The organism is Acinetobacter sp. YH12099 (assembly GCF_013419195.1).
Lineage (GTDB): Bacteria > Pseudomonadota > Gammaproteobacteria > Pseudomonadales > Moraxellaceae > Acinetobacter > Acinetobacter towneri.
On record NZ_VPAP01000004.1, the window covers coordinates 83,723 to 97,617 of the forward strand.

The 13,895-nt window shown below is 40.6% G+C and carries 12 protein-coding genes; 7 read left to right on the forward strand and 5 right to left on the reverse strand.

Annotated features, from left to right (window positions below; all coding sequences use genetic code 11):
- The first annotated feature begins 104 nt into the window (after positions 1-104).
- Both FTU39_RS04205 and FTU39_RS04210 read left to right on the forward strand, forming a co-directional pair.
- Positions 105-1,550 (forward strand): YdiU family protein, encoded by a 1,446-nt coding sequence (locus tag FTU39_RS04205; protein ID WP_180051765.1) that lies wholly within the window; start codon positions 105-107, stop codon positions 1,548-1,550.
- Positions 1,551-1,677: 127 nt separating this feature from the next.
- Entirely contained in the window at positions 1,678-2,055 is a 378-nt protein-coding gene (locus FTU39_RS04210) for an MmcQ/YjbR family DNA-binding protein (RefSeq protein ID WP_131260790.1), read from the forward strand.
- A 64-nt stretch (positions 2,056-2,119) separates the two neighbouring features.
- Here the strand turns inward: FTU39_RS04210 and FTU39_RS13815 are convergent, their stop codons facing one another.
- The 4 genes from FTU39_RS13815 to baeS form a co-directional block, all read right to left on the reverse strand.
- Positions 2,120-3,133 (reverse strand): hypothetical protein, encoded by a 1,014-nt coding sequence (locus FTU39_RS13815; protein ID WP_225543645.1) that lies wholly within the window; start codon positions 3,131-3,133, stop codon positions 2,120-2,122.
- 138 nt (positions 3,134-3,271) lie between these two features.
- Positions 3,272-4,666, reverse strand: a complete 1,395-nt coding sequence (locus FTU39_RS04220) for a hypothetical protein (protein ID WP_131260770.1) — start codon at positions 4,664-4,666, stop codon at positions 3,272-3,274.
- A 101-nt stretch (positions 4,667-4,767) separates the two neighbouring features.
- Positions 4,768-5,454, reverse strand: coding sequence for a response regulator (locus FTU39_RS04225; RefSeq protein WP_131260771.1), 687 nt, complete (start codon positions 5,452-5,454; stop codon positions 4,768-4,770).
- Between the two features lie 20 nt (positions 5,455-5,474).
- Complete coding sequence (gene baeS / locus FTU39_RS04230) at positions 5,475-7,130, reverse strand: sensor histidine kinase efflux regulator BaeS (RefSeq protein ID WP_180051781.1); 1,656 nt, start codon at positions 7,128-7,130, stop codon at positions 5,475-5,477.
- A 138-nt stretch (positions 7,131-7,268) separates the two neighbouring features.
- On the opposite strand from baeS, the gene FTU39_RS04235 reads away from it, so the two are divergent.
- From FTU39_RS04235 to FTU39_RS04250, 4 genes are all read left to right on the forward strand, one after another.
- Positions 7,269-7,886 carry a hypothetical protein gene (locus tag FTU39_RS04235; protein WP_180051766.1) on the forward strand — a complete coding sequence of 206 codons (618 nt, stop codon included), beginning with the start codon at positions 7,269-7,271 and terminating at the stop codon, positions 7,884-7,886.
- A 310-nt stretch (positions 7,887-8,196) separates the two neighbouring features.
- Complete coding sequence (locus tag FTU39_RS04240; RefSeq protein WP_180051782.1) at positions 8,197-9,999, forward strand: acyl-CoA dehydrogenase C-terminal domain-containing protein; 1,803 nt, start codon at positions 8,197-8,199, stop codon at positions 9,997-9,999.
- A 219-nt stretch (positions 10,000-10,218) separates the two neighbouring features.
- A complete protein-coding gene (locus FTU39_RS04245; RefSeq protein ID WP_180051767.1) occupies positions 10,219-12,000 on the forward strand; it encodes an acyl-CoA dehydrogenase C-terminal domain-containing protein in 1,782 nt (593 codons plus the stop codon).
- Positions 12,001-12,138: 138 nt separating this feature from the next.
- Positions 12,139-12,648: a phosphate-starvation-inducible protein PsiE gene (locus FTU39_RS04250; RefSeq protein ID WP_004975036.1), complete on the forward strand. Its 510-nt coding sequence runs from the start codon at positions 12,139-12,141 to the stop codon at positions 12,646-12,648.
- A gap of 78 nt (positions 12,649-12,726) precedes the next feature.
- Here FTU39_RS04250 and FTU39_RS04255 read toward each other — a convergent pair whose 3' ends face one another.
- Positions 12,727-13,197: an RcnB family protein gene (locus FTU39_RS04255; RefSeq protein WP_004975035.1), complete on the reverse strand. Its 471-nt coding sequence runs from the start codon at positions 13,195-13,197 to the stop codon at positions 12,727-12,729.
- A gap of 179 nt (positions 13,198-13,376) precedes the next feature.
- Between FTU39_RS04255 and FTU39_RS04260 the strand changes: the two genes are divergently transcribed.
- Complete coding sequence (locus tag FTU39_RS04260; protein WP_004975032.1) at positions 13,377-13,829, forward strand: hypothetical protein; 453 nt, start codon at positions 13,377-13,379, stop codon at positions 13,827-13,829.
- The last annotated feature ends 66 nt before the right edge of the window (positions 13,830-13,895 follow it).

The window sequence follows — 13,895 nt, forward strand, 5'->3', positions numbered from 1 at the left end:
CGAAAGCCCTGACCTGTTCAGGGCTTTCTGCATTTTTAGACTACAGTTTTTAAAGTCCAAGTTTGCTATAGTGAAACTCACTTTGTGCCAAGCGCTTCATCATCATGCAATTTAATCCACGTTATCCGACCCTGCCCGCCCGTCTTTATCACATGCAGCAGCCTTTACCTTTAAAAGGTACAAAAGCAGGACACTTTAATGCAGCCTTGGCAAAAGAACTGCAATGGACAGCCGAAGAACAACAGCAATGGGTGGAAATTTGCAGTGGTCAAAAGACGTTTAAAGAATTTCCTGCTTTGGCAATGGTCTATGCAGGACATCAATTTGGTCAGTGGGCAGGTCAATTGGGAGATGGACGCGGTTTACTCATTGCGCAAGTTTTGGACACACATCAACGTACAATCGACCTGCATTTAAAAGGTGCGGGGGAAACGCCTTATTCACGTATGGGCGATGGACGTGCCGTGTTACGTTCAGTGATTCGTGAATATTTGGCAGGTCATGCTTTAAATGCGCTGGGTGTGCCATCAAGCAATGCTGTTGGATTTACCTCATCCACTCAAGGTGTACAACGTGAAAAATTAGAACTTGGTGCAATGCTATTACGCACATCAGACTGTCATATTCGTTTGGGGCATTTTGAATGGATCAATCAGTATCAACCTGAATTACTGCCAGAGTTTGTGCAAAAGTGTATCGAATGGCACTATCCAGAATGCTTGGCAGCCGAACAGCCTGTACTCGCCTTTGCTACACAAGTCATTCAACGTACTGCTGTTATGATTGCCAAATGGCAATTGGTCGGTTTTGCACATGGCGTAATGAATACTGATAATTTAAATATCACAGGTTCAACACTCGATTTCGGCCCGTATGGCTTTATGGAGCGTTTTCGTCCCAACTGGATCAACAATCACTCAGACTATCAGGGACGTTATACCTACCAACAACAACCAAGCGTGGCGCACTGGAATTTGTGGGTCTGGTTGAACAACTTAATTCCGCTTGAACAAAACCCAAATCAGAAAGAACACTGGAAACAAGCACTGGCAGCATGTTTAGAGCATTTTGAACCCACTTTTTTGGAGCATTATAAACTCGGTTTATGTGAAAAAATGGGACTGCCAAGCTTCCATAAAGACAGTTTTGACTGCGCAACCAACTTCTTACGTATTTTGCAAAGTGAGCAACTGGATTACACCCAGAGCTTTATCCGCCTACAAAATAAACAATATACTGAAATACTGGATGATTGTTTGGATCGTCGTCAGTGGGAAAGCTTTTTGGCGCAGTATTTACAAATTCGTGAACATCAGTATACCGATGCCTTAGATACTGCTATGCAACAGGTGAACCCTCAGTATATTTTGCGCAATCACATGGCACAAAAGGCGATTGAGCAAGCAGAGCGTGATGATTTTTCAGAAGTTGAGCGTTTATTTAACTTGCTCAGCCAACCCTATATTCAGCAAACAGCATTGGAAAAACCTGAAGATTTAGCACCTTTACCAAGTGATGTGCCAGAAGTGATGGTGAGTTGTTCATCTTAATACTGATGCACTCGCCAAAGGACGTTTAGAATTCCAACAAAGTTATACACATTTTCTGTGGAAAAAGCTGTGGTTATCCACAGGATAAACTTTTCGGGGAAAATAAGTGGCACAAACACCGTCATCTATGCATCAAATCGCAGCAAGGGTTGCAACACAATTGCCTGCGGTTAGCCTGAGCGAACCTTTTGGTGATGGCTGCTTGGTGCATAAAATTTTCGATAAAGTATTTATGCTGAGTCTGTATTTAAATGGTCATGCCATCATCAATCTAAAAGTTAAACCTGAGCATGGTGCGATGTTACGTGATTTTTATCCTTATATTCGTGCGGGCTGGCACATGAATAAACAACATTGGATTTCAATTTTTGCAGATGACAATTTAGATGAGCAATTGGTGCAAGATTTGGTCTTAAACTCGTATGAATTGGTGGTCGCAAAATTAAGGAAAGTAGAAAAACAACGGGTTGGGCTAATTAAAGCATTTCATACAAAATCACCCTAATATTCTTCTTTTGGAATCATTATATCTCACACCTATTTAAAGAAAAAAATATAATAAATAAGTTTTACCATTGATATTGTGCAAATAAATAGGCTTCCATTCTATGCGCTTGATTTGTGTTTAAATTATCCGTCAAATACTTCATTCCAATATTTTCATGCCTAAAAGAAACACCTAAGCTTTTGGTTTGTGGCTCAAAATGTAGACCTAATTGCAATGAGTCAGGTTGCCATAAAAAGTGCATTTGCCATAAACTTGTGAACGGGTTAGAAAAACTACTAACTCCTAATTGGATTTCTGAATGAATATTGTAAAGTAATTCGGTCGAAATTTTATATGGAATTTTTTGCTTATAACTCTTATCTGTAGCTACTGTGCCGGTTAAATTAATTCGAGGTCGAGAGTTTTGATCAAATGTTGCTTGGTATTGGCTATAGGGAGCTTCATCCCAATACATATAGCTAAAAATATCCTCCAATTGGAATTTCAAGTACCATTTTTCTAACCACTCCCCTTGTAAGGTAAGATCTAAAGCATAACCATAACCTTCTTTTGCTCTAAAATCTCCAAGACCTAACTCATCCTCTTTTAATGCTGGCTGGTCATAATAATAATTAAGTTGTCCATTCAACCATTGCACACGGTCTGCTAAACGAGGCATTAAATTAGTTTCACCAAAAGCATTAAATTGACCGTCTACAAAATGTCGACCATATAATGCACTTACACCGGCTGTAAGTATCCAATTTGATTGGGGCACCCAGTCATATGCTATACGTGCGCCAATACGCTCTAAATGTTGTGCATGTAGTGTTAATTCATACATACTCTCTGCATCTAAAGGCAAATCATTTTCAATTTGGTAATAAAGCTTTGCCATATCTGGACTAAATTTTAAAATGTAATCATAACGCCACAACCAACCTAAATTCCATTGATCTTGTTGCACAGAAAGCTGCATCAAACCATGAGCAAAGGCGTACTTGCCACTTTTAAAATCAGGATCTTGCCAATCATCTAAAAAAGCATCAATAGCAATAGGCTCACTATATAATGACGCATCCGCTCGATATTCCACGCTCGCAGCATAGGTGAAAACTGAAAAAAAACATAGAATTAAAAATAGATATTTCATAAAAAATAAAATGGTTTCTTAATTTCAGAAAAATCTATTTGTATAGACATCACTGTATCAAGAAACCATTTCCTTATAATATTAAGGAGCTATAACAAGAATCTGATTATCAACAAATGAAGCGATATAGTTTCCTGTTGAGTTTTTTGTCACCTTACCTTGAGATTTTCCATTTACCATAATATCTGCCTGAGTAAATGTATCAATATTTTCAATAGTGACCGAAGCACCTGTTTTATTTTTAATAACAGCAGATAAAAATGGTTCAGCATTCAACTGTTGTGCTACTAGATTAATATCTAGTACAGACTTATCTACGGCAACTTCAATATTCGCTGTTCCCTTAGTGAGTTCTGAACGCTTTGCATTTACACTTAACACAAATGGTTTTGTCGTAGCTTGAGCACCTTTTAAATTACCAGCTAATTTAAGATATACGCTTGCATCCATAAAATTATCTGGTGTTTCTACAAGAATATTATAAACTTTATTAAAATCATTATTTAAGTTTAACTTTGCATCTAGTTGAAGCAATTCATCATTGAGATCAAGACTACCTTTTAAAATAATTTCTGCAGGTATTAACTGATCATAACTAGCTACGCCATCAGTCAACTTTGCAACTTTAGCTTGAGCTGAAAACTCAGTCAAAATAGCAGTTAATCCTTCACTTTCAAACTGTACATTTAAAAACTTTAATTGAGCATTTTGTGGTAATTCTTCTGCAGCTCGCTCATCCATTTTCATTGCATCCGCATACGTTACTGCAATTGCACTGGTGTTACTAAAACTTAATTTTGCTTTTTTATTATTAGCTAAGTTTTGTACTTCTAAAATACTGTTAGCACCAATTGTCGCATTTAAAGTAGTATTTACCTGATCTAAAACAGGTTCCTCAACTGTAAAATTACCTACAGTAATAGCCATTTCATCACCATAAATAGCATATTCTGGATTTGAAAACCAACCATCAGGCCAATTATCTTGTTGAGCTTTATCAAAATCAAAATTCTGAAAAGTTTCAGCTTTTAATGTACCCGATACTTTTACACTATTTGCACTCGTTACCACCTGCAACGTATTATTTTTTATGTTGTACTCTTGAGTAAAACCACCTAATGCTAATAATTTTTCTAAATCTTTGGCTGTATATGTTTTATTACTCCCACCCGCATCTGCCTGTGCCAAACGTACTAATGTAATAACAATATCCGCAGCGTCAATCAAATCACTTGTTGTACCATTAATCGCCTGTATTGGTTGTTGATAACGTTCACTAATATCAGCAAAGCCATCATAATACGCAACAATATTATTTACCGTCTGAATCAACTCTTTTGCATTAGACAAATCATTGGCTGGTTGTTGAATGACACTACCATCTGCAGGATTTTTGGGTGAAGTGTCACTTCCACCACCACCACCACAAGCTGTCAAAATTAAGGCACAAGACACAGTTAAAATCGTTTTTTTCATCATGAGTTTCCCTCTAAAATAATTGTTATAAAAAAACGGTTGAAAAATATCACTTTTTCAACCGCTTAACAATATATTATAAATATATCTTTTATTCTAAATCACTCTTCAGGATACTCAAAACGATAGCCCACACCATACACCGCCTGAATCCATTCATGACGATTTCCCGTTTCGGCAGCGTCAGAAATTTTACGGCGCAAGTTTTTAATGTGGCTATCAATTACACGATCTGCCACTTCAAAACTGTCTGGGTTAATATGGTCTAGCAACTGCGCGCGTGAATACACCTGCCCGACATGCTCTAAAAACAATTCCAATAAACGGAATTCGGTTGGGGTCAAATTCAAGGTTTTTTGTTGATACCAAATGCGCTGCTGTGCTTTATCCATACGGAATAAATCATTACTTTCTGGCTCATTTTTACGTTCCAGACGGCGCAATACTGCCTGCACACGAGCCACCAACTCTTTCGGGCTAAAAGGCTTACACACATAGTCATCTGCGCCCATGTTTAGACCTAGTACCCGATCAATTTCTTCAGTACGTGCCGTGACCATAATAATAGGCACATCGGACTGTTCACGCACTTTGCGGCAAATGGTCAAACCATCCATACGCGGAATCATCAAGTCTAAAATCATCAGGCTCGGTTTACGCTGCAAAAAGCTGTCATAGGCCTCTTGTCCATCATGAAACATACTGACTTCAAATCCAGCAGCTTCTAAATAATCTCGCACCAACTGGGCAAGTTCAATTTCATCTTCAACCAGCAAGATATGTTTCATGCACGATTCCTTAAAGTCCTTCAAGATTTGATTGTTTTGGGAAAGCTTAATTTGCAGCGTAAACCACCCAACGGTGAATGTGCAAAACTTAACTCTCCGCCCAATGCTTTGGCAATTTTGACCGATAAAGCCAGACCTAAACCTGTCCCACCTGTGGCGCGTGTACGTGAATCATCGGCACGATAAAAACGCTCACCCAAACGTGCCAACTGTTCATCACTTAAACCAAACGGACTGTCATCTACATATACTGTCCATTCTGTTGCACTTTGACTGGTGTGAATATGCACCTGCCCACCCGCTTCGGTATAACGAATACTATTACTGAGCAAGTTGAGCATAATTTGTTTAAAACGGTCTATATCCAATTGTAATTGCGTGCCTTCACCCGACACGATCAAGTCCAACTGCGCCTGTTCAAATTTCGGCTTAAAGCTTTCGATTTCCTGCTCAATCACTTGCCATGGATCAATGCTCGAGAAATAGCATTTCAGCTGCATGGCTTCGGCTTGCGCCAAGTCCGATAAATCCTGTGTGAGTTTTTTCAGATTATTGACCTGATGCATCATCGCAGCCAAATGCTCTGGTGTGGCTTTGCGGATACCATCTTGCATGGCTTCAATTTGCGCCTGCAACACCGCCAATGGCGTTTTTAATTCATGCGAAGTATCTGCCACCCACTGACGACGTGAAGTTTCATGTTGATCTAAAATCACCGCCAAATGATTCAATTCGGTAGATAAATCACCCAACTCATCATTACGATTGACCTTGACCTGATGCTGATAATGGCCTTTGGTTAATTCACGTGTGCCATTTAATAAGCGCTGAATTGGCTTTTTAAAATAGGTCGCCAACAATAAGGCAGCAATCAAGCTCGCCAAAATACTTAAAGCATAAGCCAATAATAAATAACGAGTTTGTTTACTAAAAAAATTAATACTTAAAGCATCTTCCTGATCTAAAACAGGTTTTAAGCCCAGATAACCCACGATTTTTTCACCGACCATAATTGGACGATAGGAAATTTGAGTTTCAGCAGGCTCTCCCACTACAAATTGCCGCTGTGCATCATATAAAGATAGACGCGAACTCAAACCCAAACGGTCAGGCATCGAAATAAATTGTTTTTTCCCTGAAGATTCTGTCGTGTTGTTTTGCCCTTCATTTTTACGATCTGAACGGAAAGCATTTTGATTGGCACTTAAAGGAAAGACCAAACCTTCAAATGGCTGAAACTGTGAAGGTAAATTCAGTTCTAACCAGCGAAGTTCTGCGGCATTGGCTTGTCGTTTAGCTAGATCAGGCTCGACCACACTTGGGTTTACATTGGCGAGGGTGTGTTCCTGAAAATAACGCTGCTGCAAAGCAATGTCATACTGACGACGCAACCACCACCGCGATAAACGGTCATAATCATCGGGCGCAGCTTCACCTTCAATTTGGAGAATTTGCGCCTGAATGGCATTGCCCCAATCGTGATATACCGCATAGACTTCTGCCAAGTTTTGAGTGAGCAAGTCCAGCTTTTGCATTTCGACATCGGCCACATATTTGCTGAAGTTTCGCTGCATATTGACATGCAATACCCCCAAGCTGACCGTGGTAATCAGAAAGGTCGTCAGCAGCACTGTTAAGAACAGGCGTAATGCGATGGGTATACGGCGAATTTTCAAAAGCGCAATCTCAGCTTTTTTGTCGATTTTGAGCATTGTAACCAACAGTGCTAGAAAAAACTCTCCATTGTTTCTTCATCTTTATTATTTAATCTTTAATCATCCAAAATCACATGCTCTTGTATGGGGGAATTTAGAATGAATAAGATGATAAAAATTGCTTTGGCCACTGCCAGCGTTTTATCTGTAGGTGCGTTGACTGCCTGTCAATCCACCCAAGCACCAAAAGATATGAAGCAGTCGCAATATATGCATGGTCATTATCAAAAAGACCGTCACATGACGCCTGAACAACGCAAACAATTTGAAAAAATGCGTACTGAACGTAAACAAGTCATGCAAGACATTAAAAAAGCCTGCGATGGCAAAGTGGTGGGTTCAGTAGTCCAAGTCAAAGCAGGTGAGCAAACACTACAAGGCACATGTGCGATTACATTTAAACCGAACCGTGATAAAATGAAACGTGGTGAACATCGCCCAATGCGTGGCGATCAGGTCGATCGTGGTGAATTCCGTGGCATGCATATGCAACGTGGCGAACCACTAACCGATGCGAAACGTGCTGAGTTAACCCAGCAATACGATCAACGTTTAGCTGAACGTCAAGCGCGTGAACAAGCTGCGACCAAAGCCTGCCAAGGTCAAACCCATGGTAAAGCCGTGCAGCTAAAAGTCGGCACACAAACAATAGATGGCAAATGTATCGTTCACTTCCAGCCTAACGCACCTGTTTCAGCACCGGATAAGGCTGCTTAAGCCACTCTAAAAAGCATAAATAGATAAAAAAGGCGCAAATTGCGCCTTTTTTATTGGACATATCTCTTTACGCTTTTTGACTATTTGTATCATTTCAAATTCAGCAAAACTATTTACACTCAAACAACTTAGCCATTTCAAGGTAAAAATCTTTGACTTTACAGTCACCAAGAAATGCTATGCAGATGCTTGTACCGAATTAGAAGATGTTGCACGATTACAGCCATTCCAACATGGCATGTCTGAGAAGGCATGTGCTGAAATCCATTTAAAATATAACGCTGGTCAAACCAGTATTGAGGAAACCGATATGCCACAATACAAAGCGCCTTTACGTGATATGCAATTCGTTTTGCATGAATTATTAAATGCCGAAGATCACTATGCAAAATTACCTGCATTCCAAGAAAACGTAAGCCGTGAATTGGTTGACCAATATTTGGAAGCTGCAGCAGATTTCTGTGAAAATGAACTTTCTCCAATCAACCAAAGCGGTGACCGTGAAGGTTGTACTTGGAATGATGGCGTGGTGACTACACCAACGGGCTTTAAAGAAGCGTATCAAAAATATATCGAACTTGGCTTCCCGTCTCTTTCTGCTGAAGAACAATACGGCGGTCAAGGTCTACCTGTTTCTCTAGGAAACGTGATTTCAGAAATGGTCGGTACAGCAAACTGGGCATGGGGCATGTACCCAGGTCTTTCTCATGGTGCTGTACGTACTTTAGAACACCACGGTTCAGATGAACAAAAAGCAACCTATCTGCCAAAGCTTGTTTCAGGTGAGTGGACAGGTACCATGTGTTTAACCGAATCTCATGCAGGTTCTGACTTGGGTATTATCCGTACTAAAGCTGAACCTCAGGCCGACGGAAGCTATGCAATCTCGGGCGAGAAAATCTTTATCTCTGCTGGTGAACATGACATGGCAGAGAATATCGTGCACATCGTATTGGCACGTTTACCTGGTGCACCTAAAGGAACTAAAGGTATTTCTCTGTTCATCGTTCCTAAGTTCAACCTCAATGCTGACGGTTCTGTAGGCGAGCGCAACGGCGTACGCTGTGGTTCAATCGAACACAAAATGGGGATTCATGGTAACGCGACTTGCGTGATCAACTTTGATAACGCGAAAGGCTTCCTAATTGGCCCTGAAAACCGTGGTCTAAACTGCATGTTCACGTTCATGAACACTGCACGTATCGGTACAGCGGTACAAGGTCTTGCAGCATCTGAAGGTTCTTTCCAAGGTGCGTTGACTTATGCCAAAGACCGTTTAGCAATGCGCTCACTTTCTGGTCCGAAAGCTCCTGAAAAAGAAGCAGATCCAATTATTGTGCATCCTGCTGTACGCAATATGCTATTGACTCAAAAAGCGTTTGCTGAAGGTGGTCGCGCACTAGTGTATCTGTTGTCTCTACACGCAGATATCGTTGAACAAGGTGCAACCGAAGAAGAGCGTAAATACTCTGACAACATCTTGTCTTTATTGACGCCAATTGCAAAAGCATTCTTAACTGAAACAGGTTCTGAATCTGCAAAACATGGTGTACAAGTCTTCGGTGGTCATGGCTTCATTTCTGAGCATGGCATGGAACAAATTGTGCGTGATACACGTATTTCATGCTTGTACGAAGGTACAACTGAAATTCAAGCACTCGACTTGTTAGGTCGTAAAGTTTTGGGTACACAAGGTGCAATGTTGAAAGACTTCACCAAAATCATCCATAAATTTGCAGAAGCCAACAAAGACAACGCAGCAATGCAAGAATTTGTTGAACCGCTCGCAGCGCTCAATAAAGAATGGGGCGATTTGACCATGCAAATTGGTATGCGTGCAATGCAAAACCCTGAGGAAGTAGGTGCTGCAGCAGTAGACTACATGTACTTCTCTGGTTATGTAACACTAGCTTACCTATGGGCACGTATGGCATTGGTCGCTCAAGAAGCACTTGCAGCAGGCACAACCGATGTAGACTTCTATAATGCTAAAGTGACGACTGCACGTTTCTACTTCAAGAAAATCTTGCCACGTGTTCGCTCACACGTAGACGTGATTGCAACAGGTGTAGAGCCACTATTTGCATTAGATGCTGAACACTTTGCTTTCTAAGCGAAAATTGAAACTCGCTAAATATTGAACATATTTAGCGGGATATTCAAAATGTTGTACTCTTGAGTACAGAAATTGAGAAAGGACGGTCATAGCATTGACAGTCCTTTTTCTTTATAAATAAAGCATTCTTTCGCTTTAGTGGTCTACAACATTCACAATTGTAGATTACACTGAACTCAACGAATCAAGATTCAAACAATAAACAGGTGAACTCACATGCCAATTTATAATGCCCCACTTGCCGATATGAAATTCATCTTAAATGATGTATTCAATGCAGAACAATTTTGGCAAGCCAATGAAAAACTTGCACATGTTGATACAGATACCGCCAACATGATTTTAGAAAGTATGGCGAAATTTACCCAAGACGTCACTTTACCCCTAAACCGCACGGGTGATGAAGAAGGCGCGACCTATAACAATGGCGAAGTCACCACACCTGCTGGATTTAAAGAAGCATTTAAACAATATGCCGAAGGCGGCTGGATTGGTTTAGGCGCAGATGAAGAATGGGGTGGTCAAGGCATGCCAAAAATGCTGACAGTATTGTCAGATGAAATGCTGTTTGCCACTAACCCATCCTTCATGTTGTATCCACTGCTGTCTGTCGGTGCAGGTATGGCATTAAGCAGCTATGCATCACAAGAACAGAAAGAAACGTATTTACCTAAAATTTACTCAGGTGAATGGTCAGGTACCATGTGTTTGACTGAACCGCATGCAGGAACAGACTTAGGGATTATTAAAACCAAAGCTGAACCAAATGCAGATGGTACATACAACATCACAGGGACTAAAATCTTTATTACAGGTGGTGATCACGACCTCGCAGAAAACATCATTCACTTAGTTTTAGCGAAAACACCAGACGCTCCTGCAGGTTCACGCGGTATTTCTTTATTCATCGTGCCAAAATTCTTGGTGAATGAAGATGGTTCGTTGGGTGAGCGCAACCCAGTAGGTCCAGGCTCAATCGAACACAAAATGGGCATTAAAGCCTCTGCAACTTGTGTGATGAACTTTGATGGCGCCAAAGGTTACTTGGTCGGCAAAGAAAACGAAGGCTTGGCTGCCATGTTCGTAATGATGAACTACGAACGTCTGTCTATGGGAATTCAAGGTTTAGGTGCATCAGAATTTGCCTATCAAAATGCTGCACAATATGCGACTGACCGTATCCAAGGTCGTAGTGCATCGGGTGTAAAATCACCAAACAAAGCAGCGGATAGCATTTTGGTACATGGCGATGTACGTCGTATGCTGCTCAATGCACGTGCCAATAACGAAGCTTCACGTGCATTTGCGGTATATGTGGGTCAACAATTGGATATCACTAAATTCTCTACCGATGCAGAAGCTGTGAAAAAAGCCAATGACCGTGTTGCATTGTTAACTCCAATTGCCAAAGCCTACTTAACCGATACTGCTTTCAATGCGACACTTGATGCGCAAATGTGCTTCGGTGGTCATGGTTATATCCGTGAATGGGGTATGGAGCAATGTGTTCGTGATTTACGTATCGCCCAAATTTATGAAGGCACCAACGGCGTACAATCGCAAGACTTGATTGGTCGTAAAACCATTAAATGTAATGGCGAATTTATTGCAGAATACATTGCAGAAATCCGTGACTTTACCAATGGTTTAGATGCAGACCTCAACTTCATTAAAGATGCAACTTTAGATGCAGCGACTGAAGTTGAATCTGTTACACAATACGTTTTAAATGCAGCCAAAGAAAATGTAGATTTCCCGAACGCAGCAGCGGTTGATTATTTACATGCGGTAGGTTTGCTCAGCATCTCATATATGTTTGCGCGCATTGCCAATGCAGCCAAACAAAAAGAGGGTGAGTTCTATCAAAACAAATTGTCATTGGCACTGTACTTTGTACAACGTATTTTGCCAGAACTAGCTTTACGCATTACAAAAGTGAAAGCGGGTGCAGAAGTGGTAATGAACTTCAGTGAAGATTACTTCACCAACCAGTCTTAATTCATACAGTATCGCAAAAACGCCTGAATCATCAGGCGTTTTTTTATACTAAATTTTATATCCCTATTCTAATTTGTGCATGAAATTTGCATCACCTTTGTTGAAGTCTGAATATCCATACTTAAACAGGAGGTGAAAATGGCAGTACGTCGTTCAAAAATAGATAAAAATATTCAAGCAGTTGAAAGCCTATTAGACAAATATGGCAATTGGGCTGTAGAAAGTTTTCATTATCTTGCGCTCTTTATCATTGGCTGTATGGTCATTTGGTCTGCTGGACATACGGTAATTGATATTTTCACCATCAAACAATATGCCACTATTGATGACATCTTATTGCTTTTTATCTATTTAGAACTAGGTGCAATGGTGGGTATTTATTTTAAAACCAATCACATGCCTGTGCGTTTTTTAATTTATATTGCCATTACCGCACTAACCCGTTTGCTAATTTCAGATATTCAACACGACCATAAAGCTGATCTCGACTTAGTGATTATTACTGGTTCAATTTTAATTTTAGCCGCTGCAATTTTAGTGGTGCGTTTTGCATCTTGGCATTACCCTTCCGTTATTCGAGACAAGCACAGTGAAAAGCCTTTAGCACAAGGCAAAACCCCTCGCCCAGAAGATGATGAATTGGCGTAAAAATCTAAAATAGGTCAAAAAAATGCTTCTAGATACTCAATATCTAGAAGCATTGATGTCTATGATTTCACTTTTTTCTCAACGATTTGCCACCAACACATAACGCCCATGTTCAAAAATCCAGTACATACCTCGTGGCGGAGCGGGTAAACCCAAGTGCTGCCAGTCGGTCACCACACGATAGGTCGAACTTTCAATATGTGCGCTACTTGGCTCACCATTTACCCAACTGTAACTTTGGTGGTTATATTGCACAGTACTTGGCGCATTGTATTGAATATTGATGCCACTACGAATCGTGGGCTGCCCCCACTGCGGCACAGGTCGTTGATGGTATGGATAATGTGGTGGATAGGAATAGGGTTGCTGTGAATGATAAGGTCGATGCTGCGGATAAGCAGGACGATGTTGTGGCGAATAAGGACGATGCTGATCACGCTGTGTATTGACGCCTGTATATCCTGCCCAACGATTGGTTTCGGCCAAGCTCTGCATCGACACACCTAAAAATAGCATGCCACTCAATGCAGTTAAAATCGCCACTTTCATATCTAGCACTCCTATTTTCATATTTTTATTCTAAGCTCAAATTAAGGATAAATAATGAATAAAAAATCAGCAATTTTAAACTTTCATCTCCGCAGATTTCACCGACACGGCTCGCCATTTATGAAATATCTCCAACCCCTATGCTAAGATACATTTTTTTTGAAATTGGATGAAACCTCGTGCCTGAATTAAATTTTGACCGCCTTCATCAGTTTTTCTGCAAAGTTCCGAGTGTACAGCAAGCCCGTGTAGACGCTTATGGTTCAGACGGTCAGCATGCATGGTGGTTCAAATTTCAAATTGATGTAGAACATCCGTTAGCATGGCAAACTGTGCAGGAATTGGGACATGTGCTGAATTATATTTCCAGAGATGAGCGCTTGCCGACTCAATTCTTACCTGTTTCACCGCCACCGTATATGAATGGTGAAGCCAAAGATTTTTTATCGTGGGTAATTCAATGCAACCATCCAGAATTTAGCCCAGATGTGGTTTGTGATTGGTTAGAAGCGCGTTTACCGAATCCTGTGGATGATGAAGCACAATGGAAAATCAAAACCGATATTGCCGAGTTAGATCAAATGAGTGATAAAGATTTGGATGAAATGGTGCCGCCAAATCCTGTAAAGTAATATTCGGGTCTAAAAAATCCCTCTTTAAACAAGAGGGATTTTTCTAGGAATATTACATCTGACTGA